The 25,002-nt window shown below is 42.4% G+C and carries 28 protein-coding genes, 1 tRNA gene and 1 riboswitch; of the genes, 6 read left to right on the top strand and 23 right to left on the bottom strand.

The window, feature by feature from the left end; genetic code table 11:
- Positions 1-25 precede the first annotated feature (25 nt).
- The 3 genes from B5F53_RS08245 to B5F53_RS08235 all read right to left on the bottom strand — a co-directional run bounded on the left by B5F53_RS08245 (position 26) and on the right by B5F53_RS08235 (position 3,767).
- A complete protein-coding gene (locus B5F53_RS08245; protein WP_087222243.1) occupies positions 26-1,639 on the bottom strand; it encodes an MBL fold metallo-hydrolase RNA specificity domain-containing protein in 1,614 nt (537 codons plus the stop codon).
- 653 nt (positions 1,640-2,292) lie between these two features.
- Positions 2,293-2,790, bottom strand: coding sequence for a DUF6147 family protein (locus tag B5F53_RS08240; RefSeq protein WP_087222241.1), 498 nt, complete (start codon positions 2,788-2,790; stop codon positions 2,293-2,295).
- 140 nt (positions 2,791-2,930) lie between these two features.
- Entirely contained in the window at positions 2,931-3,767 is an 837-nt protein-coding gene (locus B5F53_RS08235) for a DUF4367 domain-containing protein (RefSeq protein ID WP_087222239.1), read from the bottom strand.
- A 93-nt stretch (positions 3,768-3,860) separates the two neighbouring features.
- On the opposite strand from B5F53_RS08235, the gene B5F53_RS08230 reads away from it, so the two are divergent.
- Positions 3,861-4,934 (top strand): undecaprenyldiphospho-muramoylpentapeptide beta-N-acetylglucosaminyltransferase, encoded by a 1,074-nt coding sequence (locus B5F53_RS08230; RefSeq protein ID WP_087222237.1) that lies wholly within the window; start codon positions 3,861-3,863, stop codon positions 4,932-4,934.
- A 5-nt stretch (positions 4,935-4,939) separates the two neighbouring features.
- Here B5F53_RS08230 and B5F53_RS08225 read toward each other — a convergent pair whose 3' ends face one another.
- From B5F53_RS08225 to B5F53_RS08215, 3 genes are all read right to left on the bottom strand, one after another.
- Positions 4,940-5,464, bottom strand: a complete 525-nt coding sequence (locus B5F53_RS08225) for an RNA polymerase sigma factor (RefSeq protein WP_087222235.1) — start codon at positions 5,462-5,464, stop codon at positions 4,940-4,942.
- A gap of 78 nt (positions 5,465-5,542) precedes the next feature.
- A complete protein-coding gene (locus B5F53_RS08220; protein WP_140398227.1) occupies positions 5,543-6,064 on the bottom strand; it encodes an RNA polymerase sigma factor in 522 nt (173 codons plus the stop codon).
- A gap of 33 nt (positions 6,065-6,097) precedes the next feature.
- Complete coding sequence (locus B5F53_RS08215) at positions 6,098-6,499, bottom strand: HIT family protein (RefSeq protein ID WP_087222231.1); 402 nt, start codon at positions 6,497-6,499, stop codon at positions 6,098-6,100.
- 119 nt (positions 6,500-6,618) lie between these two features.
- On the opposite strand from B5F53_RS08215, the gene B5F53_RS08210 reads away from it, so the two are divergent.
- Positions 6,619-7,293, top strand: a complete 675-nt coding sequence (locus B5F53_RS08210) for a sensor histidine kinase (RefSeq protein ID WP_087222229.1) — start codon at positions 6,619-6,621, stop codon at positions 7,291-7,293.
- Here the strand turns inward: B5F53_RS08210 and B5F53_RS08205 are convergent.
- From B5F53_RS08205 to B5F53_RS08150, 12 genes are all read right to left on the bottom strand, one after another.
- Positions 7,274-7,891: a rhomboid family intramembrane serine protease gene (locus tag B5F53_RS08205; RefSeq protein ID WP_087222227.1), complete on the bottom strand. Its 618-nt coding sequence runs from the start codon at positions 7,889-7,891 to the stop codon at positions 7,274-7,276. The genes B5F53_RS08210 and B5F53_RS08205 overlap by 20 nt on opposite strands.
- Before the next feature lie 69 nt (positions 7,892-7,960).
- On the bottom strand, positions 7,961-9,250 hold the full coding sequence (locus tag B5F53_RS08200; protein ID WP_162610561.1) for a DUF6382 domain-containing protein: 1,290 nt from the start codon (positions 9,248-9,250) through the stop codon (positions 7,961-7,963).
- Positions 9,251-9,261: 11 nt separating this feature from the next.
- Entirely contained in the window at positions 9,262-9,672 is a 411-nt protein-coding gene (locus tag B5F53_RS08195; RefSeq protein ID WP_162610560.1) for a TadE family protein, read from the bottom strand.
- Positions 9,660-10,094, bottom strand: coding sequence for a hypothetical protein (locus tag B5F53_RS08190; RefSeq protein WP_087222220.1), 435 nt, complete (start codon positions 10,092-10,094; stop codon positions 9,660-9,662). Before B5F53_RS08190 ends, B5F53_RS08195 begins: the two co-directional genes overlap by 13 nt.
- A 3-nt stretch (positions 10,095-10,097) precedes the next feature.
- The gene (locus B5F53_RS08185) at positions 10,098-10,859 is read right to left on the bottom strand and encodes a hypothetical protein (RefSeq protein WP_140398226.1); all 762 of its coding nucleotides are present in this window, start codon (positions 10,857-10,859) and stop codon (positions 10,098-10,100) included.
- Positions 10,849-12,273, bottom strand: coding sequence for a DUF5702 domain-containing protein (locus B5F53_RS08180; protein ID WP_087222216.1), 1,425 nt, complete (start codon positions 12,271-12,273; stop codon positions 10,849-10,851). The genes B5F53_RS08185 and B5F53_RS08180 overlap by 11 nt, the downstream gene beginning before the upstream one ends.
- Before the next feature lie 12 nt (positions 12,274-12,285).
- Positions 12,286-12,462, bottom strand: a complete 177-nt coding sequence (locus B5F53_RS08175) for a Flp1 family type IVb pilin (protein WP_204246917.1) — start codon at positions 12,460-12,462, stop codon at positions 12,286-12,288.
- Between the two features lie 17 nt (positions 12,463-12,479).
- Positions 12,480-13,499, bottom strand: coding sequence for a type II secretion system F family protein (locus B5F53_RS08170; RefSeq protein WP_162610559.1), 1,020 nt, complete (start codon positions 13,497-13,499; stop codon positions 12,480-12,482).
- A gap of 32 nt (positions 13,500-13,531) precedes the next feature.
- Entirely contained in the window at positions 13,532-14,275 is a 744-nt protein-coding gene (locus B5F53_RS08165; protein ID WP_087222212.1) for a type II secretion system F family protein, read from the bottom strand.
- Positions 14,259-15,458 (bottom strand): CpaF family protein, encoded by a 1,200-nt coding sequence (locus tag B5F53_RS08160; RefSeq protein ID WP_087222210.1) that lies wholly within the window; start codon positions 15,456-15,458, stop codon positions 14,259-14,261. Before B5F53_RS08160 ends, B5F53_RS08165 begins: the two co-directional genes overlap by 17 nt.
- Positions 15,455-16,465 carry a hypothetical protein gene (locus tag B5F53_RS08155; protein ID WP_087222208.1) on the bottom strand — a complete coding sequence of 337 codons (1,011 nt, stop codon included), beginning with the start codon at positions 16,463-16,465 and terminating at the stop codon, positions 15,455-15,457. Before B5F53_RS08155 ends, B5F53_RS08160 begins: the two co-directional genes overlap by 4 nt.
- On the bottom strand, positions 16,462-16,971 hold the full coding sequence (locus B5F53_RS08150; protein ID WP_087222206.1) for an A24 family peptidase: 510 nt from the start codon (positions 16,969-16,971) through the stop codon (positions 16,462-16,464). Before B5F53_RS08150 ends, B5F53_RS08155 begins: the two co-directional genes overlap by 4 nt.
- Before the next feature lie 261 nt (positions 16,972-17,232).
- Here B5F53_RS08150 and B5F53_RS08145 point away from each other — a divergent pair, with 261 nt between their 5' ends.
- Positions 17,233-17,658, top strand: coding sequence for an Hsp20/alpha crystallin family protein (locus B5F53_RS08145; RefSeq protein WP_204246921.1), 426 nt, complete (start codon positions 17,233-17,235; stop codon positions 17,656-17,658).
- Between the two features lie 161 nt (positions 17,659-17,819).
- A complete protein-coding gene (locus B5F53_RS08140) occupies positions 17,820-18,437 on the top strand; it encodes an SGNH/GDSL hydrolase family protein (protein WP_162610558.1) in 618 nt (205 codons plus the stop codon).
- Positions 18,438-18,472: 35 nt separating this feature from the next.
- Here B5F53_RS08140 and B5F53_RS08135 read toward each other — a convergent pair whose 3' ends face one another.
- Positions 18,473-19,042, bottom strand: coding sequence for a folate family ECF transporter S component (locus tag B5F53_RS08135; RefSeq protein ID WP_087222199.1), 570 nt, complete (start codon positions 19,040-19,042; stop codon positions 18,473-18,475).
- An 88-nt stretch (positions 19,043-19,130) separates the two neighbouring features.
- Positions 19,131-19,238: riboswitch (THF riboswitch) on the bottom strand.
- Between the two features lie 159 nt (positions 19,239-19,397).
- On the opposite strand from B5F53_RS08135, the gene B5F53_RS08130 reads away from it, so the two are divergent.
- Positions 19,398-19,577, top strand: coding sequence for a hypothetical protein (locus tag B5F53_RS08130; protein WP_087222197.1), 180 nt, complete (start codon positions 19,398-19,400; stop codon positions 19,575-19,577).
- A 30-nt stretch (positions 19,578-19,607) separates the two neighbouring features.
- Positions 19,608-20,750 carry a hypothetical protein gene (locus B5F53_RS08125; protein ID WP_087222195.1) on the top strand — a complete coding sequence of 381 codons (1,143 nt, stop codon included), beginning with the start codon at positions 19,608-19,610 and terminating at the stop codon, positions 20,748-20,750.
- 17 nt (positions 20,751-20,767) lie between these two features.
- Here B5F53_RS08125 and B5F53_RS08120 read toward each other — a convergent pair whose 3' ends face one another.
- From B5F53_RS08120 to B5F53_RS08105, 4 genes are all read right to left on the bottom strand, one after another.
- Positions 20,768-21,640, bottom strand: coding sequence for an amidohydrolase family protein (locus B5F53_RS08120; RefSeq protein ID WP_087222193.1), 873 nt, complete (start codon positions 21,638-21,640; stop codon positions 20,768-20,770).
- A gap of 177 nt (positions 21,641-21,817) precedes the next feature.
- Positions 21,818-21,891: transfer RNA gene (locus B5F53_RS08115), tRNA-Arg, on the bottom strand.
- A gap of 90 nt (positions 21,892-21,981) precedes the next feature.
- Positions 21,982-23,214 carry an ABC transporter permease gene (locus B5F53_RS08110; protein WP_087222191.1) on the bottom strand — a complete coding sequence of 411 codons (1,233 nt, stop codon included), beginning with the start codon at positions 23,212-23,214 and terminating at the stop codon, positions 21,982-21,984.
- Positions 23,215-23,242: 28 nt separating this feature from the next.
- Entirely contained in the window at positions 23,243-24,985 is a 1,743-nt protein-coding gene (locus B5F53_RS08105) for an efflux RND transporter periplasmic adaptor subunit (RefSeq protein ID WP_087222189.1), read from the bottom strand.
- Between the last annotated feature and the right edge of the window lie 17 nt (positions 24,986-25,002).

Genomic DNA, 25,002 nt, shown 5'->3' with positions numbered 1-25,002 from the left:
GCCCGTTTTTAGAGACTCTTTTCTATTACTCTTCCCTGTCCCATTTATCGCAGACAGATTGAATATCCCTCGTAAATTTAGCCAGATCTTTGTTTGCACAGCCTTCATTTTTGCGAATGACTTTAAGCAGTCGCTGTCCCATATTCCAGAGTTTATCAAAAGCCGTAACCGCCCGGAGATCTTTTTTGCCGCTCTTTTTCTTAAGCCGGATTCCTTTTGCCTCATGGATACATACATTACCGGCCAAATCATAAATCGTTCCGCTGAAAGGCGCCATAGCCGAATAGCCAAATTCCTCTTTCAGCCGTCCGGCAAATATTTCTGTTACCGCATCTTCGCCGTGGGTCACAAACACCTGTTTCGGAGGATTTTCTCTGAAAGATCCTGCCCACTTTAAAAGTCCATCCACATCTGCATGTCCGCTGATTCCCGGAAGCTGGCAGATTTCCGCCGCCACATGAATTTCCTCTCCGAACAGTTTCACCTGCTCTGCACCTTCAATTAATGATCTTCCCAGTGTTCCAACTGCCTGATAGCCCACAAACAGGATGGTATTATTGCGATCCCATAAATTATGTTTCAGATGGTGTTTAATTCTGCCGGCATCACACATTCCGCTGGCAGAAATTATAACTTTTCTTTCTTCATCAAAATTAATGGCCTTAGAATCTTCACTGGTAATAGAAGTTTTCAGCCCCTGGAAACTGATCGGGTTAATCCCCTGTTGAATCAGACGTGTAGCCTCCTCGTCATAACAGTCTAAATGATGTTCCCGGAAGATAGTGGTCGCTTCATTGGCAAGGGGACTATCCACATAAACCTTAAATCCATCGTATCCATGAACCAGTTTCTCTTCTTTAATCTGCCGGATAAAATACAGCATTTCCTGTGTACGTCCTACTGCAAATGAAGGAATTACCACATTGCCGCCCCTGTCAAAGGTTCTCTGAATTACTTTTGCTAATGCTTTTGCATAGTCCGGACGTTCTCCATGGGTCCGATCTCCATAGGTAGATTCCATTACCACATAGTCTGCCTGCGTCAGATACGTAGGGTCTTTAATTAATGGCTGGTTTATATTTCCAATGTCGCCGGAAAATACGATTTTTTCTTCTTTCCCGTCTTCCAGCATCCACAGTTCAATGCTTGCAGATCCCAGCAGATGCCCTGCATCAATGAACCGGACTTTTATTCCTTCCGATAAATGAATCGTCTGCCCGTACTCACAGGAAACAAAATTTCTTAACACGCCGACAGCGTCTTCCATGGTGTATGCCGGTACGAATTCCGGCTTACCGGAACGACGTCCTTTCCTGTTCCTCCATTCTGCCTCGAACATCTGAATGTGAGCGCTGTCCCGAAGCATTATATCACACAGATCGCAAGTAGCCTCTGTAGCATAAATAGGCCCCTGAAACCCTTTTGCGTATAACGCCGGAAAATTGCCCGAATGATCAATATGTGCATGGGTTAATAGTGCGAAATCCAAATCTGACGGATTTACAGGAAGTTCCTCGTTTTCGAAATTGTCCGGCCCCTGCTCCATGCCGCAGTCAACAAGAAACTTCTTGCCCGCTGCCTCCAGATAGTAACAGCTTCCGGTCACTTCATGAGTTGCTCCAAGAAAGGTAATCTTCATATCACTGCCCCCTTTTTGTATCTTCTAATCAAAGCTGCACTTATAATTATTATACACGATTCCCTCTTTTTTTACACTATTTTCCGAAAAGTCCGGATGAAAAATAAATTTTTAATTTACAAAATTGTCCTGGAAATAATTCTGAAAAGATTAAGATATGAGACTTCCTTCCCCTGAAGATACAAAGAACTTTGAAGGATAGAAATATCTGCAGTTACAGCCCCTTTATCGGACTGTAACTGGCAGATATAATTTTGATGTATGGCGACAAAAGGGGGCCCAATCCCTCTGTCTTATCATTTTGTTTACAAGTTACATTTTTTACATTTCATTTTTACACTTCTGCTTAAGCTAAAAGGTAATGTAAGCTCTTTTGTATTTTTTTCTTTTATCTTTTTGCATCTGTGTGGTTCCATATTCAATTTTTCTTAATTTTTTTGACAAATCGCATGTCACATTATTGTACAAAATACGCTTGAGATTTTTAGGTAAATTTTAATAAAACAAAAAAATAACAATATCCATCCATCGACTTACAAAAAACATCAATGCCGACTTAATATAAAATGCCCACTCTTTTAAATTACTCTTGTTTTTACGATATAATAAGTTTTTATAGTGCAGTTTACACCAAAAAGGAGCCGATTAACCGGTTAGTCAATCAGAACACCATTTGTCAACGTCTCTACAGATTCTATATTACCATCGTCCATTGTAATATGTGCCGCACGTACCCTGTAAAACGTTCCGCTCGGTACTATCACGTCAATACTTTTACTTAAATTGCTTACATTATTCGCAGAAAAATCCCAATATTTATACGAATAGTAAACTCCGTCTTCCTTACGTTCTAAGCTAATACTTAAATAAATGGTATCGCATTCGTGATGTCCCTGGGTCAGACTATAAATACTTACCTTGTTACTGGCCAGTTTTTTTACTGCAGAATATCCGAAGTTTAAATCATTTCCTCTTGTTTTGGAATACTCGGTATCTTCTGCAAAGTCTCCTTCTGTCTCTGTTTCTGTGATCGCCAGATCTTCCAGAAGGCTGGCCGCCTGTACATCCTCCTTCAAGCCGAAGAAGGTCGCGCCGATTCCTAATATACATAACAAAGTAATTTTCGCCCATATTTTCTTAAACTCTATCACCCCTTTTCTCTTTGCCTACATTACAATATAGATACGTATTAAACGCCATAAAATTACAATTTATTTATTACTTTTTTGCCTTTTGTTATGAGCCGTTTACTTTATTTAGCTATCCAAAATGAAAAAACTTCTTTTTATACTTAATTATAATATATCTTTTCTACAACTCTAAAAAACTCTTCTGTATCTAGCTTTCCCGAAAGTTGATAATAACAGTTGTTATATTTCCACGACGCAGTGTAACTTGCTTTTTTGTCTGTATCCTCTTTGTTCTCGGTTATATCAACTTTGATCCCATCCAGAAATGTTTCAACTGTATAGCTATGTATCTCTTCGCCGTGCAATTTTGCAGTTGCTTTCATTGCGCCTACATTATTTGATACTAATAATAGCGTATTTGTCCCCTCGAATTCGTATTCTATATTAGCAACTCCTAATTGTGTATTTATCTCATAACTCGAATATTGCATCTCTTTAGGTCTATAGTTAAAATTAGGAACTTTCACCCCTATTTTCTCTTCTATTCGCTCTTTGACCTCATCTTCTGTTAAGTCTTTCATATCATCCCCTTTTTCCATTCCTATATCAATTTGCGTATCGTTCCCAATCAGATAATTTACCGTATCCATAAAATACACTCTGTTGGCTTCGCTTCGCATGCTTAAAGCAAAGAGACTTCCTCCACAGAGTATTGCAATTACTGCGCATTTTGCTAAAAAGCGCATTGCCTTTCTGCTTCTGGAAGACCCGGTTGCAGTATTTGTACTCCTGTGAGCCGGGCCGTCTTCTTCATATACGCCGCTTTCCTTTAGGTAGCTAATCATTCTTTTGTAGGCTTCTTCCAGTTCCTCAGGAGATTCCTGTAAAGTTTCTCCATGAGGAAGAAGCACTTTTTCTATCTCTTTTGACTGTTTAATAAATTCTTCTCGTCGGATCTGCTTTTCTTTCGGATCCTGCTGCGTATTTTTAACTTTCATTTTTTCTATTGAGAACTCCTATCTTTCCTTGACAATTTCTCTGCAAGGGTTCATATTTAAGGATAGTAAAATTCTTTTACCAGGAGGAACCCTATGAAACATATTGTACTTACCGGCGGCGGAACTGCCGGACATGTAACTCCTAATATTGCCTTAATCCCTAAACTGCAGGAGGCAGGCTATGATATTTCTTATATCGGATCTCTTGACGGAATCGAAAAAAAACTAATCGAAGAACTGGGTATCCCTTACTATGGCATTGCATCCGGTAAACTCAGAAGGTATTTCGATTTAAAGAACTTTTCTGATCCTTTCCGTGTACTTAAAGGATACGCACAGGCGAAAAAACTTCTGAAAACCTTACATCCCGATGTTATTTTCTCCAAAGGGGGATTTGTCACCGTCCCTGTGGTTCTGGCTGCAAAAAAATATAAAATTCCGACGATCATTCACGAATCGGATATGACCCCGGGTCTGGCCAATAAGCTCTGCATTCCTTCTGCCACAAAGGTCTGCTGTAACTTTCCGGAGACTGTTAAAAATCTTCCGGAACAGAAAGCCGTCCTCACCGGAACCCCGATCCGCAAAGAATTATTGGAGGGTGATTCCAGGAAAGGGCTTGATTTCTGCGGATTTACCGAGAGCAAACCTGTTATTCTGATTATCGGAGGAAGCCTTGGCGCTGCATCCGTGAATGAAAACATTCGTAAAATACTTCCGGATCTTCTGAAGAATTTTCAGGTGATTCACCTCTGCGGCAAAGGCAAAATAGATGAAGCCTATCAAAACCTTGAAGGATATGTACAGTACGAATATATTAAAAAAGAACTGGCTGATTTATTTGCAGCTTCAGATCTGGTCATCTCCAGAGCCGGCGCCAATGCCATCTGTGAAATCAGCGCTTTGCATAAACCGAATCTTTTAATTCCTCTTTCTGCGAAAGCCAGCCGCGGGGATCAGATATTAAACGCCCGCTCCTTCCAGAAACAGGGATATAGTATGGTTCTGGAAGAAGAGGAGATCACCAGCCAATCCCTGCTAAATGCGATTCATGAATTATATGCCAACCGGGATTCCTATGTAAAAGCCATGGAAAGCAGCGCACACTTTGATGCAATTTCAAAGATTGTGGGATTAATTGAAGACTGCGCTTCTTCCTCAAAATAGTCTCCCTATTCTTCTCTGTGTTTTAGCTCATTTTGTAACTGGGTTCTGGCCCTGTGTACCTTAACGCGTAAGTTGTTGACGGTAATTCCCTTTTCACGGGCCAGGATCTCCTGTTCTTCTTCTCCCGTAGAACTTTTCATAAGCAGCTCATATTCCAGGGGCTTTTCCTTCCGGAATTCTGCCAGTATTTTTACTTTTTCTTTAATTTCTTCCCGTCGTTCCAGTATTTTCTCCGGACTCTCTCCAATGAGAAGATGTTCTTCCCTTCCGTCTTCATGAATTCCAAATTCATGATGCCGATATGCTTTTCTGGCAAAGTCGATGGCTTTACGATAACTGGCATTTATAATCCAGGCACGAAGGTGTTCTTCGTCTGTTAAATCAAGTGTATCCATCTTTTCATAAAATTTTTTAAATACCTCTTGGGCAATATCCTCTGCCAGATCCAAATCCTGTATTGTTTCACAGGCAATGCTCCTGGAAAGGTTGCGGTATTTTAAATAAATAATTTCGTATAATTCATTTCTCATCTTTCGTATCAACCTTATCCAGATCGTATTTTTCTGTTTGTTTCTGAGTTCATTTTTCTTAACTGCCTCAGATCCTATTTACTCTTCCTCTTCCATTTCTTTTCTAAGCTGACACCTCGCCCGATGAATCTTCACTCGTAAATTACTGATAGTAAGTCCCTTTTCCCGAGCCAGAGCTTCCTGACTTTCCTCTCCAATCGACGTACGAATCAGAAGCTCGTATTCCAGTGGATGCTCTTCTCTGAATCTGACGAGGATTTCCACCTTTCTGCGGATCTCTTCTCTGTTTTCCATAATCGTTTCCGGGCTTTCTCCTATCAGATACCGTTCTTCTCTGTTATCTTCATGGAACCCGTACTCATGATGGCGGTATGCTTTTCTGGCAAAATCAATGGATTTATGAAATGTCACATTGATGATCCAGGCCCGCATATAGTCCTCATCTGTAAGATCCATCTCATCCATTCTTTCATAAAGAATTTTGAAAACTTCCTGAGCGATGTCTTCTGTCAGGTCATACTCCCGTATTGTTTCATAGGCAACATTCCTGGACAGGTTACGGTATTTTAAATAGATAATCTCATATAATTCATTTTTCATCTTTTGTACCAACCAAATCCAGCGGGATTTTCTTTATTTCATTTTCTCCAGAATTTCCTCTTTATCCTCATCGGTAAGTGTTCCCGGTTTCCATGTCAGTCCTACCTGATCTTTGTCATACCGGGGGATAAGATGCATATGAAAATGGAAAACCGTCTGTCCTGCTGCTTCTCCGTTATTCTGCACCAGATTAAATCCGTCACAGGAAAGGGCCTTTGTCATTTTATCTGCCATTTTTTTAGCCAGAATCATTGCGTCTGCCGCCAGCTCATCCGGAATCTCGTAGAGATTTGCCACATGCTGCTTAGGTAATATTAAAGCATGTCCCTTACTGGCCGGGGATAAATCCAAAATCACCCGAAATTTGTCGTCCTCATATAAAGTAGCTGAAGGTATTTCTCCATTTGCAATTTTACAAAAAATACACTCTCCCATAATCGTCTCCTCCTATTTGTTTTTCTTTTTATTATTTTGTCGCATTTTGTCGAAATTTGCAATACGATATTCGTTGATATTTTTTATATTGAATGATAAACTTCCTTTGAGGTGATTTTATGATAAAACCCAACGAAATAGAACAATTAAAACAACAATTCCAGTTTACTATGTCGAAAGTTTCCCACGAAATCAGAAATCCCGTGCATTTAATCAATAATCAGCTTCGGCTGTTAGCCCAACGCCATCCTGAAATAACAGATTATGAAGACTGGGATGATATCCTGGATAGTATGGAATATCTGATTTCCCTTTTAAATGAAATCTCCAGTTATAATAATGCAGAAAAACTCACCAAAGAAGAAATCTCCTTTTCCGATTTCTTAGAGCAGGTACTTACTACTGTCCGCCCAACACTCACTTATCTGAATATTGATTTGGATGTGGATTTTCCTGAGGAATGTCCTTCTCTTCCAATCGATCGGATTAAAATGCGCCAGGCACTCATTAATCTCCTTCGAAACGCCCAGGAAGCTATCGGACAGGATGGACGTATTGCCATTTGCGGGCAGATTCAGGACCAAACCCTGATACTCACCATTTCCGATACCGGCTGTGGTATCTCTGAAGACAAATTAAAAGACCTGTTTACTCCGTTTGTAACCTTTAAGAAAAACGGAACCGGATTGGGACTTGCCATTACCAGGCAGGTTATTGAAGCCCACCGGGGAACCATTCAGGTAACCAGCAAAGAAGGGGAAGGAACTACTTTTACTATAACTCTCCCCCTATAACTCTTTTCTTTCTTCTGTAAAAAAGAAAAGCGGCAAAAAAACCAACTAGGAGGCCTCCCACGTGGGCTGCATTGTCAACGCCATGGCTGGTATAGCCAAAATACAGAGAGAACGCTGCCATAATGGCAATCTGACGAATGGTCAGATTTTCCACTCTCCCTTTATTTACCAGCAACACATAAATCATGGCTCCCATAGTCCCGAATATTGCTCCCGATGCACCGGCTGATATTGTCATAGCATCCTGAGTATAAGAGAAATAGCAGGAAACCAGGTTTCCTCCCAGGCCTCCTAGCAGATAAATAATCAGATAACGGATTCCACCGGCCGCCCGTTCTAAATTTTCCCCTATTACAAATAAAACCAGCATATTGTTTGCTAAATGAGCCATTCCAAAATGCAGAAACATACTGGTAAAAAGACGATAATATTCTCTCTGCTCCACGATCAGTAAAGGGTTTGCCGCCCCCAGATCAAGCATATGCATTGCGTTTTCTGTCCCGCCCGTAATCTCCGCAATCAGAAAAACCAGGATATTGATTACAATCAGACTGCTGTTGACAGGCGCACGATGAAAGATTTCTTTCAAAGAATCCATAAGTGTCCTACTTCCTGATGTTTTGTTCCATTGTAGCAGTTTTCTTTCCCTTATACAAGAATCCTTCCCCTATGTTTTCCAAAATATATAGTCTGCATCTGCAAAACTGACTTGATCCTGATGCTTTAACAAATATTCCTCTTCTCCATTGAGAAGTACGCCATTAACAGAAGTTCCGTTCCTGGAATTTAAGTCTGTAAGATAATACTCTCCGTTTCTTTTTCGGACTTTTGCGTGGACTCTGCTAATCGTCGGCAGGGGAATAACCACATCCGATGCCGATTTCATCTTCCCCACAATGGTCAGTTCCTGTTGAAGATATATGGTTTTATACCGCTCCGGCTGACTGCTGACAAAGGATGCCCTGTCCGTTTCTCCTTCATATAAAACAGTGGTCTGCAAAGAATCTTCCTCCTTTGTTATTTCTTTTTCCTGCGGTTCCTCTTCCTTTGGCTCCTTCTTTATCGTTTCTTCTGTTTCCCTGGTTTGCAAAGATTCTGCGTTTTTTCCTTTCTTATACGTTCTGTAAAAAAATGTCCCGGCCATTGCAAATATCCCGGCCAGAAGCACTGCCTCCAATATCATGGTCAGATTCATCCAGGGCAGGTATCCGTTTCTCTGCAAAAACGCCATTCCAATAAAAACCGCTGTCGACACAGCCAGAATGCACAGATAAACAATTCCCGGAAACAACGGAGATTGCTTTTTCTCTGGTTCTTCCCATTGGGATGTTACATCTTCTTCTCTCAGAAAAACCCTCTCTTCCATTTCCTCCTGAAGTGCTTCCTGACTTTCTTCCCTATGACATGTACCAGACTCATACAGTGTCTGTTTCATCTGATCCAGCGTGAAGTCTGCCTCCATAGCCTGCCGGTAAACTGTATAGCCCAGAGTAACTGCTTCATTATCTTCATGATCAATTTTAGGAAGAAGGTATTCTGTCAGTCTCTGTATCTGTTCCCAGATGCCCCTCCGATATCCCGGAAAATAGCAGAAATAAAATGCTCCGTCCTGCGCCGATCGGTAAATAAAGCCCGGATCCATTACCAGACTGTCCGGATCCAGCAAATATTCTTCCAATGCATCTAATACCTGAATGGATCCCGCGAAAATCTCTCTTAAATCTTCCTGACCCAACTTTTTCTTTTCAAAAGAAACGGTAATCGGCTGAAGGGAAGTAATCTCATAATAGAACAGCATCTCTCCGTCCATGCCCCGAAGCTGGCAGGGAAGTAAATGCGGAATGCTGTTTCCAATCAGCATTCTTACCTGGTAACAGGTGGTTTTTATTTTCTCTTCCCCCTGCTCCTTCAGAATCATAAAGTTATGATTCATATCCTTTTTATACTCTGCCTCCAAACACATCCCTCCTATTTTTCTTTTAGTGCGTGTATTTTCCGTATGAAAGCCGGAGGATCCACTGTTTTCGTCTGTCCTTTTTCTTTTAATTTCCAGTTCATCCCCGGAAAAAACACTTGAAATTCCCCACAGTACTCCACAGTAATCTCTTCTTCTCCGGTAACTTTCCATTCCGTATTTTCCAAAGGGTAATAAAGACTTTCCACCAGCTCTTCTGCTTTTGTATTTACCAGGGGCTTTCTTACAGCTTCTTCTCCTGGTTCCATTGTACCTGTAAGCGCTGCCTCATAGGCCGCCTGACCCAGCCAGACCCGATGATGAACAAATATACAAAGAGAAACTGTCAGAAAAAGAACTGTCAGAATCATCGGACTCAAAAGGGCAATCTCTACTGTTAAACTTCCCTTTTTTACAGTTTCCATAACCATAAACCTCCCAGATAGCCGGCAAATAAAAAGGGCACAAAAGGAATTCTGCTGTTTTTCCCTGCTTTCCTTGCCACTAGTAAAATCCCTGACCAGAAAGAACAGAGAAGCAGCCCCATTCCCAGAACCAGAAACACTTCCTTTATCCTCATAAAGTTGCCCAGGCTTAACAGAATCAGACCGTCTCCCATTCCAATCTTTCCTTTCGTCAGTATGCTAAGGCCAATCAGGGCAATTCCCGGAACGTATCCCAGCGCCAGTTCTCCCCATTGGTTTTCCCTCAGAGTATTTCCCATGCACAGTCCCATTCCCATCAGATTAATGAAAAGAAGCGACCACAGGGAAATCTCCTTTAATTTCCAGTCTTTCCAGGCATTGTATCCTAATATTCCAATTACACAAACCACTTTAACATCCATGTTCTATCCTCCACATCTGCTGCATGCTCTCCATCCGTCAACGCTGGAGATTTTCACTGCTTTTACGGAACGTTTTAAACCGCTGCAATTTCTGTCTTTATGATAACGGGTTCCTGTTTTTGTAATAAATACACGGCCGCTTCCTCCATGACATTTTTCACAGGGATAATACCTGCACCCATACTGATTCCTTCTTGTATCCAGGGAGCTCTTACTGACTTCTTCTACTGAAAGTTTCAGATAAGAACATTCTTCTTTTTTGTGATAAACACTGCCGCTGATTTCCGTGATGTATACAATTTCCTCATTCGTATCTGCCTTCTCTGTCTCCCTTTTTCCCGTCCAGGTGTGAACTTTTACTGAGTTATGTAAAACAACTCTGCGGATTCCCAGTCCGTTTACAGCCGGCGTATAATTATAGACATCGGGAATTGTAATTTCTTCCGGTGCATCAGAGGAAACACTGATATACATCCCTGTCTCTTTCGCTGTCTGACACAGATGCGTCAGTTTTTCTGTCTGCAACTGATACACTTCCATAAAGCTAATCATAACAGTCATACAAAGGAAAAATGCCGTCAGAATGAACGCACATTCTACGGTAAAGCTCCCACGCACGATTCCGGTCTTAAAGGAAGCGCGGGCAGATGCTTTTCCGCTTAATTTTTCTGAGTTCTCCGGGGTATAAGAACTCCTGTTGTCTGAAAGAGAGTCTTTTTTATTTTTCCGGAAAAGCACCTGCCTGCGCCTCCTTTCAATTTCCATATCCATAGCTTCTGTTAATCTGATACGTTTTTATATCTGACTCAACGGCCGCCTCTGCCTCCAGCGCACCAATACAGCAATCCAGCCGAAAAGTCTCTTTTCCGTCCCTATTCCGGATCTCCATTTCCACCACATCCATGGCTCTTATTGTCATTTTCTCCCGGGACTGTAAAAGTAAAAGAATTTTCAAATAATCTTCATAACCGATTCCCTCTTCCCCGGTCTTTTCTTCTCCCCAGTTTCCCAATAAGCCTGTTAATCCTTCCAACGAGGTCTGCCAGGAAGCAGAAGACTTAACTGCGGGTACTTTTTGTCCCTGAAACAGCATCCGCATATCCACAATACTTTCTGCAAATGCCCAGCACAACAACAATGCCGCCTCAATGACCGGCTCTGCCGGCGGAAACAGAATCGCTGCTGCTAAAGAGGCAGCCAGTGCCTGTGCGGCTCCTTTCTTAGCCGGATCCCCCAGTAAGTATGCGAAATTCAGTCCTTCCCGTATAAGTAAAATCCTGTTTGCCGCTGCTTTTAAGTTTTCTATATCACTTTCCCTGCCAAACAGAATATATTCCATCTGATAATCCAGTTTTCCCTGTCCGGGTGACAGATAATCTCCGCAGATCTGAAAAAGATATTCCTGAAAAAGCATTTTATCCACAGCGCCGTCTTCTGCTTCTGTCTGGGGATTCATCCCTGTTTCCTGCTCTCTGGCAGAAAGCAGTTCTTCATCTGTCTCTTTCCGGGAAACCTGCCCGGGATCTTTTAAAACCAAATCTAAAATTCCCATATTCTGGATTTCCCGGATAACAGGAATGGGGTTTTCTACCGGCTCAGCAGGAAGTGTTGTCTCTTCCTGCGGCTCTTCTTCCTCAGCCTGGGCAGAGTCCGCTTCCTGCATCTGTATTTCATATTCCTCCATGGTCTCATTTTCATTGGCACTCTCCCACAGCTCTTCCCCTTCCAGCGAACTCTGTGTCTCTTCCCGGGCTTTTTCCCATAATTTTTTTACTGCCTGAATTCCCGCTGTTTCTTTCATATATTCAACTGCCTGCTGATAAAAAGGCTGCCCGTTTTGATCAGAAGCAAGGGTATATCCTGTAAGACCCAGGGAGGAAATCTTCATAGAAGCATGATTTTGTTTTAATACAGGCTCCATATAACTCTGAATTTCATCGCATATTCTGCCTATATTCAACTGACTCCCACCCCAGGTTCCGTCTATAAATAACAGGTGGTACTCTTCCAGCATATCCTTATCATACTGGGCAAACAGAGAATATAAACCTATGTCCATTCCGTTTAGAATCTGCACCCTGTAAGCCGCGTTCTTCACGGATTGAATACTGGCTGCCGTAAGAGCCAAAATGACCGTTGTAATCAATGCCAGAAACACGGTAACACTTCCTGTTTTCACGCAATCCTCCTTTTAAATGCTGTTGCTTTGCTTGGTAATTTTAGCGAGAATATTGGATACCAGGTCGTTTAACTGCTCTTTAAAAATGATAACAAGGCCTATAAGCGTGACTAAGATCAAAATAATTTCTACTACACCAACGGCATCCTCTTCCTGCCAGAATTCTCTGCATAAACTCAAAAATGTCATATCATTTTACCTCCTTTTTAAGTGCTGTAAAACGTCAGACAGGCGGGAATCAATAATAAAGCAAACACCACTAAAAGCATCATTATCATGGGAATAATAAGCTTTGTAGCTGCTGTTTCCGCCATTACTTTCGCTGTTCTCTTTCTGTCTTCCCAGGCCTGAATGGATTCCACTTCCAGCATCTTTAACAGATTTTGATTTCCTTTCTTCAGGTTCTGAATTAATAAGACAGAAAAAGTTTTATATTTCACCTGTCCGCATCGTTTTCCAAATCTTTCATAGATTTCCTTTTCCGGTATTCCCTGTTCCATTTCTCTGCTGCAGATTAAGATTTCTTCATAGGCATACCTCTTTTCTTTCTCTTTTCCCATAGCCTGATAATCTTCCGCCATTTTCTGAAATGCCTTTCTCACAGACATTCCCGCCTGAATAAATAAAGTCAGTTTCATAATCAGCCCCGGATAATCCATCATCATTTGTTCTCTTCGTTTCTTTCTTTTTTCTTCCTCCTTTTTCTGTTTTTGTATCAGGAGCGCCGCCCCTGCCGCTATTCCCAGAAACGCCAGATACCTGCCTGAAAAATCCGGTGTCTGCTCCCATTGCATATCTTTTCCGTCCAGTTGAGAGGGAAGATAATATTTATCTTTTTCATTCCGCTTTTGGTTATAGGTTTGCAGCGCCTGCTGTATTTCCTGCTCCAGAATCTCCTGCCGGGATAACGGCTCTTCTTTTTCACTTTCCTGTTCCGGCTCATCTGAAACTTGCTCCGGGACGGAAATCTGCACTTTCTGCTGTTCTTCCCCCTCCACTGAAACCAGAAGTTCTCTTGTATAGTCGCCTTCACCTGCCGGCTTCCTCTCCAGATAGCTGTTTTCCTGGTATATCCGGTTCTGGTTTTGTGTATAAGTCAGAAAAAGTCCCATAAAATTTGCCGCCAGCATAATGAAAACAATCTTTTTTCGGCTGTTTTTGGGCCAGCGTTTACCCGCTGCCGCAAATACTGCGATGCCTGCAAAAATAACTCCATGTATCCACATCCTGTCCTCCTCTTCCTTTTTATTATTCACATTTAAACCTGAATCTCCACAATCCTTCTCCCCATCCACCAGGCCGTCCCATACACAGCCAGGCATATGGTCATTGCTGTCATTCCAAAAAGATTTCCGTACAGTACGTCTAAAAATCCGGGAGAAGTCAGCCGCATATACATGATGATTCCGCAGGGCATAAAACTCATGATCATCTGTTCCGATTTCTTGGCTGCAAGTGTGGCTTCTATCTCTTTTTGTACTTCTATTTTTTCTCCCAGCATCTGAGCGGTTTTCTCTATGGCTGTTTTCATATCTCCGCCTGTTCGTTTGGCTGTCTGAAATATAACTGCAAAGTTTTCAATATCCTCTACCCGGCTGCGCTTTCCGAAATCCAGAAACAGCTTTTCCAGCGGTACTTTAAGGTTTAACTGCACCCCAAAATACCGGAATTCCTTTACTATATCTGCATCTTCAGAATAGATTTTCTCCAGTTCCTGACAACACGCAAAGATTGCATTTTCTGCGGAATACCCCGCCTGAAGGGCCACATTAAGCGCATCCAGAGCATCTTTGAATTGATGGTTGAGAACCCTCTTCTGGTTTTTTACCAGTTGTCTCCGTTTCCATTTCAAAAACAGAAACGGAAGAGGAAACATACAAAGCAGCAAAATCCAGGATTCATAGAACAAATAGTTGATTCCGGCACATATCAGGAATCCTTCTCCCCAGTACTTTATCCATTCTCCTTTTGTGAAGAAATAGCTGTTATAATCTTTTTTCACTTGAACCTTTCCTTTCCATTTTTTCACAGTTTATTAAAGAACCTGTTTTTTGAAGACCTGTCTTTTGGCTGTATTTAAATAAATTCTCCGTTCGGATTTCTCCTTCCCTGTAATCCAGAACTTCCGTTATTTCCAATACCTTCCGGCTGCCATCCCCAAGCCTGCCAAGATAAACCAGCAGGTCAACCCCTGACACCATTTGTCTTCGTATGGCTTCAAGAGGCAGATTCATCCCCATTAGAATCATTGTTTCCAGGCGACTTAACATATCGCGTCCGCTGTTGGCATGGATCGTGGAAATACTCCCTTCATGCCCTGTATTTAATGCCTGAAGCATATCTACTGCTTCAGCGCCTCTTACTTCTCCCACGATGATGCGGTTTGGCCGCATACGCAAAGAAGCTTTTATTAAGTCTCGGATAGACACTTCCATCCCTCCTTCCAGATTAGCCATCTTAGCCTCCAGGCGAACCAGATTTTCAATTCCCTGAATCTGCAGTTCTGCGCTGTCTTCGATTGTAATCAGCCTTTCCCCCGGACTGATAAATCCGCATAGGGCTCCTAAAAATGTGGTTTTCCCGCTTCCCGTTCCGCCTCCGATTAGTATGGTGTAGTGGGCTTCTACTGCTTCTTTCAGAAAACAGGCCGCCTCCTGTGTAATACTTCCTTTCCGGATGAGCCATTCCATGGTTATGGGAGTAGCCGGAAATCTACGAATGGTCAGAATCGGCCCGTTTAGAGCCACCGGAGCAATGACTGCATTTACTCTTTCTCCTGTTTCCAGTCTTGCATCTACAATCGGTCTGGATTCATTTACCACCCGGTTGCACTTCCCGACAATCTGCTGAATGACATCTTCCAGTTTCTCCCTGGAAGCAAAAGTTCTGTCAAACGGCTGAATCCTCCCGTACCTTTCAATAAAAATATGCTCCGGGCCATTGACCATTATCTCTGTGATGCTCTCATCCTCCAGTAAATCCTGAAGTATATCCAACTTCCGGATGCCGTGGAACAATTCCATCCGAAGGCTTGTTTTTTCTTTAAAGGAAACTCCGTAATTTCTGCACTCTTCAATTATCAGTTCATCAATAAGTTCCAGAATTTCCTCATCTTTGTATTCTCTGGCAGAATCCAGCCGCTCTCGCAATTTCTCCCTTAATATAGGTAAAATCTTACGATTCATCCCATCTCCCTTCTTACCAGTTCCTTCGTATAGTCTCCCAGTTCGCTCCACATAAGCTGTTTCACATACTCCACCCCTCTTTCTTTGCTAGTATAATAAGGAAGTTTCAATTTCTCGATCTTCCCGAGGATTTCTTTCATATCCCAGATCCGCATTAATTTTTCAAACTGTTCTACTTTTGCCTGGGAAATCCAGTCTGTTAAAACAGGCATATAGATCTTTTTGCATTTTTCCAGAAGCTGGTATGTCTGGCAGGCGCTCTCTCCTATATCCAGAAGCAGAACCTCATAATTACTGTGAAGGGCAATCTCTCTGAGAAGTCGTTCCCATTCCTCCTGGGTTGTTTCGTGGAGATCCACAGGTGAGAGAACGGGAGGGACATAATCCAGATTCTCAATGCTGCATACTACTGTGCTTAATTTGTGAATCAGATTGGTGTTTTCCTGTCTCACGTAGTAAAGTAAATCGCTTAAATTAAACTCATAGGCTGTTTCAAAAAGGCCTTCAAATCCCGCATAGGACTCTAAGTTCAGATACAAGACTACTTTATTTTTCGCCAGAATCTGTCCGAGAGTAAGGGCAAAGGTAGTCTTTAAGGCTCTGTTTACAGGAGAATAGATTCCATAGATCTCCATGGGCCTTTTTTCTGCCAGGGATTCTTCCTCCTCTTTGGTCTCTGTTCCATAGCAGGCCATAACTTCACGCAGTACTTTCGCTGAAGACTGATACTTATAAACACTGGGATACTGATCCAGTCTGGGGTCGTGTACCCCTTCAGACAGAATCATAACCTTATCAATATCCAATTCCTTTACCTGTGGACACATGGCTTTATCTGAAATCAGTAAAATAGCTATTTTATTCTTCTGCGTGAAGGAAGCCAGTTTCTCCACGCTGGTGAATGCCTGAATCTCAAAGGGAATGCTTCTTTTCTGGTTCAGATATTCCATAAAATTATGGGCATAATCCACTTCCAGATCACAAACTGCAAAAATATTTTTCTTCAATAGACACCTCCTGTATAAAGCATGACACTCATTAAAATCGGGATGGTGAAATGAAAATTTTCCTGCTGCATGCCTGGAAGGCGATAAGGAATTCTCTCTTTTTTCCTGAATAATTCTCCTATATAATTCATAAAATACTGAAATCGCTGGAAGATATTTCCACAGATACTAAGAATTGCAATAGAAAACAGACTTCCTATAAAAAAAGAAATAAAGATACATGTCCATATGTCCGTGCTTCCCATGATACCGCCAAGGCAGGATAATAATTTCACATCGCCTGCCCCCAGCATATGTAATGCGAAGAGCAGGAACAGAGCTATAACAGGAATTGCGGATCCCCACAGAAAAAACAGAACCCCTTCTCCATGCCGGCTGAATGTATGCCAGGCAAAACCCGTCAGCCAGGAAATCCCGATCCACCAGTTGCTGATTTTTTCCTTTTCCAAATCCATCGCAGCCGATACTGCAGCAAAACAAAATGCCAGTATCCTGCACGTATTCAAATACAACTCACCTCTGATTTCTATTCTTCCTATTTTATTATCTTTTGCTTGAAAATTTGTCTGAATCGACAGGAATCGTATCTCGATTGAGATATAAGATTGATAGTGTTTATTATAATCGTTCTTTCTCTTTTTGTCTACCCCTAATTTCAATCTTACAAGAAAGAAAAATTCAAAAAATTAGCACTCAACACTTGACAGTGCTAACAACACGTGTTATAGTTCTTATAGAACGAACAAAGAACTTCAAGGAGGATGTTAATTATGTTAATACCAAGAAACCGTAATTATGATATATTTGATGAAATATTTAAAGATCCGTTTTTTACTAATACCTTTGACCGCAGCGATGCTTCTCTGATGAAAACAGATATTCTGGATCAGGAAACCCATTACCTGCTTGAAATTGAGCTTCCCGGCTACAAAAAAGAAGATGTCCAGGCTCAGTTAAAGGATGGCTATCTGACTGTAACAGCCAAACGCAATGAGAACACCTCTGAGGCCAGAACTCATTTTCTTCGCAAAGAAAGATTCAGCGGAACCTGTAAACGGACTTTTTATGTAGGAGATGAAGTTCGCCAGGAAGATATTAAAGCAGGATTCCAGGACGGAATTCTCCGGCTGGCCATTCCAAAAGAACTTCCAAAGAAAGTAGACGAAACACCAAAATACATTACCATTGAGTAACGTATCAGAAACATACGCCTCAATCCCGTAATTTGATCGTATAGATTTTCTCCCCCTCTGGAGGGTTTCCAAATGCAGGCCTGTCCCGCTTTGGAAACCCTCTTTTTTTCTTGAAAATCAGGACGGTTCTGTATATAGTTATAAAAAAGGAGATGTTGCAAATGAAACATATCGTCTGTCTTGGAGACAGTATTACCGATGCCCAACGGCTTTTTTCCCCGGATGGATTAGGTTACGGCTATGTTAAAATTTTATCCGACCAGATGCCGGATGACGTTTTGATTACCAACCGGGGTGTTGACGGATTTACCGTTCTCCGTCTTCTGGAAAACGTAGAGCGGGACTGCATTTCTAAAATGCCGGATTTGGTCACGATTTTAATTGGAATTAATGATGTCGGTCTGATCATGGGGGAGGAGGGACGGCCGGAGCGGCAGAACGCTTACGTGGAGCGTTTCCGCATGACTTACCGCCAACTTGTGAAACAGATTGTGGAAGGAACAGATGCCCCTGTTATTCTTATGGAACCTTTTCTCTTTCCCTGTCCGGAAAAATATAAGAACTGGTTTCCTTATGTAAAAATTTTATCAAAAGAAGTTAAAAAGATTTCCCGGGACTATCAGACTGCTTTTTTATCTCTTCATGAACCTCTTAACAGTCTTGCGTCGGAAATCGGTATGGACGCGGTAACCTCTGACGGGATTCATTTAACGGAAGAAGGCCATGGTTTTCTGGCCCGGTTATTACGGCAAAAAATGAAAGAGCTTCAGAAGCATTAGCTTCTTTGGCTCTTTTATTTTTCGGGAGTTTTCATTTATGCCCTCTGCTGAATTCCTGCATGAAAGGCAATTTTGCTAAAGGCTCTTACAATTATGTACAGCATGGCTGCTTCAATAGGAAACGTAATCGCGCATTTTACCAGTCTGGTAACAAAAAGTACCTGTAAAGGCATTCCGTACATTAAGTGCAGCCAATAGGTATGCAGCGTAGCTGCAATCAAAACATGGAAGAGTTCTGCACATAAAATCCTGGGAACGGTAATCTGCGCTTTGTACAATACCAGACCGAATAAGAATCCAATCAACGCATAATCAATGGTAAAACCAAAGTTAAATGCCGCGCCCTTTCCTCCGGTTAAGAGCATACTCAGAATATCGCTGGCAGCCCCTACCGTCAGTCCCATTACCGGCCCGCCGTAATAGCCTGCCAGAGCCAGAATCAGAAAGGGAAAGCGGATTTCCAGGTTATCTGTTATCCTGATGTTCATATAAGTCAGAACAATGTACAGGGCAATAAACAAACCGCAGACAGCAATATTTTGTACTTTTGTCATATCCTGCAGTTGTTTCTTAAACTGAAAAGCTTCTTTTGAAAAAATCTGCATAATAAAAACACCTCCATCATGTGCTTTCTAAAAATAGAGTACCATAAATAATAATCCCTCCACACTATGAGAAGATGTCCTCATATGTAGCAACGGGTGCGGAAAATATATCGTAAGCTACTTACTTCTGTAGACTTTTCGTTTCACGGCAACTCCCCAGCCTGTGAACACTTAACGCATAAATTCCTACTTCGCTATTATTTATTTACGCAAATTATAGCACAATACATAGAAATTTCAAGTATAATTTGTTATAATATAAACAATCATTTCCGATTTTCGCGAAAAGTTTTTTGAATATTTTACGTGTTTTTTCATATGCTAATATATCATATTCTTAAAAGGAGTTTTTTATATGAAAAAAACGCGTGACAGTGACAAAAAATATAACATTTATTACGATAATTACCTGCATACCAATGCCTGCACCGAAAGTACCGGTCTTCAGGCTACACCGGCGAAAACACGTGAAGAATGGGAGCTGTACCGGGAGGTATTTGATTTTGCTCCCACTGCAGGGAAACATCAGAAGTAAATCGGAAGTTTTATCCGATGGAGGTTTTGAATGAAAAAATTGTTTTCTGTTTTTTCTCTTTTTTTCCTTATCACTGCTGTGGGCTGCGGAGCGAATCGAACAGTTACCGACTCCGGCGGTGATACGGAAATGAAGAAACCATTGCCCACCCGCACATTTATGGACGAGCTTTCAGGAACCCTTGTTTCTTATCAGGGAAATTATGTGTATTTAAAAGCAGCGTCCGGAAAACTTTATAAATTCGACGTCAGTCAGGCGCAGCTTCAGTGCAAAAACGGGATGCTTTCCGGTACACCTGTCAGCATTATATATGAAGGTCAGTTATCTGGTCAGGACGGTTCTACGGTAAAAACTTTAAAAGTAATTGATCAGTATGGTACGGACACAGAATTAAAGGAGCAGACTGCCTATGGCAAGCTTCGTCAGATAACCAGTAATACTATTACAGTGGTGCAGAAAGACGGAACAGAAATCCAGTTTCCTTCTATTGGAACTCCCCAGTATTTCCAGAATGGAATAAAATCCGGTTCCTGGGTATACATACATTATCTTGGTTCTCTGCATACAGAAACCACTCAAAAGAATAAAACCATACGGCCCGAGAACATTAAGGTTCTCAGCATATCAGAGACGGATCCTTTTATGGCTCCTCAGCCCACACCTACCCCGACTCCCCCTGCCGACCCGAAGCAGCCTGTTCCTCACTCCATAACCGGGGAAATTCAGTCCGTAAACGGAAATCAGATACAGATCCGGCCGAAACGTACCAATCAGCTTTATTCTTTTAATCTCCGTTCAGCTTCTACGTTTCTGTACAGCGGACTTGCCATTGGAAATGAAGTAACCCTGGACTACATGGGGGAAATGAAAGGCACAGACACTTCCGCCGTCCAGGTTTTATCCATCCGGGACCGAAATCCGGCTTCTGTAAAAGATAATGATTTTCAGAACCATATATCCGGAGAAATTCAGGCTATGACCGCCAATACCCTGACCCTTCGTCTCAATGAGGGAATCGATGTAATCTGCGACATTCAGGATGCACAGAATTTTTCCGGCCTTCCGCTGGAACCGGGTACTGCCTTAAGTCTTATTTTTAATCCGGAAAAGTCAAAAGAAACCAATCTTTATAAAATTATTTCCATTGAAAAGCCCCGCCGGCAATCTGTATAAGATTCCGGCGGGACTTTTTATCTGCATCGGCGAAATTTTTCTTTTATTCTGTCCTCTCCCTGTTTCAGCCAGTCCTTTAATTCTCTGTTTTCTCCGAAAATCGTACAAAATGCCTGGTATTCGTCGCAGATCCCCTGTCCATGGTAAACACAGTGGGCGCCTGCGTCGCTTCCCAGAGCCGCCTGTCCCCCTGACTTTCTGAAGTATCTTATATTTTCGGCTCCGCTTTCCCGGATTCTTTCTATCTGTGAATCCTCATATCTGCTGCATCCTATCAGATTTCTTACAGTTACTAACGTGGGAACCCATACCGTAGAACTGTCAGCCAGAGCTTCTACTGCTTCTTTGTTTAAATAGTTTCCGTGCTCCAGACTGTCCACCCCTGCTTCCGCTGCATCAATGGCTGCCTGGGAACCGTTGGTGTGGCTCATAACTGCCATCCCTTCCTGATGGGCAATTTTCACCATTTCTTTTACTTCTTCTCTCTTTAGAGCTTCTCCGGTAATTACTCCGTAGGTATGAAAATCTACAATGCCGGTGGTCATTATTTTAATAAAATCTGCTCCCTGCTTTATGGCTTCTTTTACCAGGGCTCTATACTCTTCCATAGTGTGAAACCCCCGGCCCACGATTCTTCCATAATGCCCCACTTTATGAATGGCAAATACAGGGGTTCTGTAATCTATTCCATAGTCTCCTGCAATTTCCTTTGCCCGCCTGGAAACGCCCAGGGCGTCTCCTCCGTCCCGGATAAAGGAAACTCCTTTTTCCCTGTATTGCTCAAACCGGCGGCGCAGAACTTCTTCCTGTACCTTATTTTGATGCTGTGCTACCGCTTCTCTGTAATTCACCCCATCCATGATCATATGCGCATGACATTCTCCAAACATATTTCCCCACCTCTGTTAAAAAGATACTTCGCTGCAGACTTCCGCAGGCAGTCATAATTCCGCATGCATCTGGCCGCATCCACAGCGGAGCGTTTTTTATGTAATAGGAAATCCAACGGAATTTCCTGTTACATGAAAAAAACCGGAAATCTCAGGACAAGATTTCCGGTTCTGTTACGTGCGTTAGAGGATTCGAACCCCCGACCTTCTGGTCCGTAGCCAGACGCTCTATCCAGCTGAGCTAAACGCACTCACCGTCGCTTCTCATTCGCGACAACAAATACTATACCCTATCTGGATACATTTGTCAAGCATATTCCTCAATTTTTTGTATTTTATCTTTAATTTCTGCGAAGCGCCTCGATAGGACTCAATTTCGCAGCTTTTCTGGCCGGATAAATCCCAAAGAATAGACCAACGGCACAGGAGAAAAGAGTTGCCCCGATAATGACCGTAGGACTGATTCCCGGGGTAATGGTCATTCCCTGGGTGGAACTGATTACCGAGCAGATTCCAAAGCCCGCCGCAATTCCCAGGATAATCCCCACGATTCCTCCTATAACTGTAAGAATCGCCGATTCCGCCAGAAACTGCATCATAATGGATGATGTCTTAGCTCCCAGAGATTTTCGGATTCCAATTTCCCTGGTTCTCTCTGTAACGGAAACCAACATGATATTCATTACGCCGATTCCTCCTACCAGCAGAGAAATTCCCGCCACGAAGGATATAAACGCAGTTACAATTCCCATCATATCATTCATAAGTTTTAAGACATCCTGGAAATTCTGAACCTGGAAATAATCTTTTCCGGAACTTGCATGCCTCTGTTCCAGAAGATTGACGACTCTCTGAGAAATTTCCTGAGAATCCATCTGCTTATTGGCCTGCACTGTAATACTGTAGAATGTATCCATGCCCTCTGCCATATCTTCCACAGAGGTATAGGGAACCGTCATCGTTACCGGAGCTCCTTCGTAAGTATAACTTACAAAAGTTCCGTTTTCTTTCTGTGTACTCACTCCCATAATGGTGTATGTTTTTGTCATTTCATAACAGGTAACGTCCACCTGCATTCCCACCACATCATCGGTTCCGAACAGACGCCTTGCATCTGTATCAGAAATCACACACACATTCCTTCCTTCCGATACATCTCCTTCGGTAAAAAATTTTCCCCGCTTCATATCTACGTTATTAATAATCTGGGCGTCCTGGGTATCGGCTGTCAGGTACAGGGAGAAATTTCCCTTTCCTGTTACAACATCACCCATCAGTGTGCTGGCTATGGAAATTCCTTCCACACCTTCCAGTTTCCGGATTGCTTCTACGTCCTCTTCTGTAATATATTCGTCTGCCTGTTCCGCGTCGGTGCTGCAATAGATATAAATCTGCCCGGCGCCCACATCGTTTACTTCTTCATTCATCTGATTGGTCGTTCCTTCTCCAATAGAAACAATGGCGATTACAGAAGCAATACCGATGATAATTCCCAGCATTGTAAGAAAAGAACGGCCTTTATTGGCCATAATGTTCTGTATGGCCATTTTTACATATTCTGCAAATTTTCCCATCTATCTGCTCCTTCCTGCTTACATCGGCTTATTCTTCTGCCTCTTCGGAAGAAACATCATTGGAGACTGCTTTATCCCCTTCTTCCAGAGTTCCGATGTCCTTAACCACATCGTCTCCCTTTTTCAGTCCCTGCACAATTTCCGTTTCTGTATCGGAAGAAATTCCGGTTTTTACATCCTGTTTCACAATGATGCCGTCCTGAACCACATAGCAGAAGGAACCGTCTTTTCCAATATTCACCACATCGGACGGAACCACAACTACATTGTGGGCGTCTCCCGCCTGAATAGTAACTTTGGCATCTACTCCCAGGAAAATATTTTTATCCGGGTTATCTATTTTGACAGTAGCTGAAATCAGCGTACTTCCTTTCTCATTGGTTTTTGCAAGATGGCTGATTCTTGATACGGTACCTTCGTATTCGTTATCTGCCAGTGTGATTTTGGCTTTCTGGCCGACTTTTACCTTATCATAATCATATTTGGAAATGTTTACATCCACACTGACGTCATCCAGACTGGAAATTGTAAATAACTCCATGCCCTGTGTCACAGTAGCTCCCTCGCTGACGGAAACTCCTGTGGGAGATGTAATAACACCTGTGAATTCTGCCTGAAGGCCCTTCTTACCTTCCAGTACCAGCTCTTCTGCTGTTTTCGCCTCCAGTTCGGAAAGGTTGGTGGCGATTCTTAACTTTCCTTTATCTTCTTCCGAAAGTTCGGCACTGTCCGCCTCTGCAACGGCCTTCTCAGAAGCCAGCTCAGACTGCAGCTCCGCCAGATCAGAACTTGCCTGCTCCAGCTCCGCTTCCAAATCGGAGGTGTCTACGATCGGAGTTTCACTTACCCCGCTTCCTGCGCTTTCTGTCATATAGCTGGTGTCTGGCTGTGGCGCCACGGGAGCATTGGCTTTATAGTCATTATATGCCTCTTCTGCCTTCTTCAGATTATTCTCGGCATCTGTCCTGGCTGTATCGGCTTCATCTACTTTCTGGCTTAGCAGTTTTTCCTGTGTTTCATCAGTACAGTTTTCCCATTTTGTTAAAGCCATTTGATATTTTGTGTCTGCAGCGTTAAATTCACTTCTGCATTTATTTACTTCGGCCTGCAGTTTTCCCAGCTCTTCCTCATATTTCGGAAGTTCTTCATTTTTGTATTTTTTCAATGCCGCATCATATTGCTCCTGCGCTTCTTCTCTCTTCTGCTCCATCTCGCTTTGTGCATCTTCTGCCGCCTGAATGGCCTGATTCTGTGCATCAATCTGCGCGTTGATGGTCTCCTGAGCCAACTGTGCCTTTAAATCTTTTACATACTGTTCCTGGTTCTCGATCTGCGCTTCCAGAACCTCAACATTATCTTTTGCTTCATTCTGTTTGCTGACCGCTTCCTGAGATTTTTTTACTGCGCCTTCATAATCATACTGGCCGGACTTTAAACTGAGTTCCGCCTTTTGATTGTTTGTTTCCAGATCTTTTAAATCATATGTAACAAGCTGGGTTCCCTGTTTTACCGTGTCCCCGTCTTTATAGCCCAGTTTATTGATTTTGGCGTTTACCGGAGAATAAAATGTTTTGGTTTTCTCGCTGACCACTGTCCCGCTGACATCCACTTCCTGAGATACGTCCCCTGTTTCTGCGCTTACCGTATCTACCGATGGAATTACTTCTGCCTGCTTTCCTCCGCTAATCTTTGAAACGCCTGCTACAATCACAACAGCCCCAACAACGCAGCCAAGGATGATAATCATCCTTTTATTCCCTTTCTTTTTCATAATTATTTCACTCCTCC

Source organism: Blautia sp. An249 (assembly GCF_002159835.1).
GTDB lineage: Bacteria > Bacillota > Clostridia > Lachnospirales > Lachnospiraceae > Blautia_A > Blautia_A avistercoris.
Note: the sequence above shows the minus strand (reverse complement) of the source record. Positions and strands in the feature narration are given on the sequence as shown.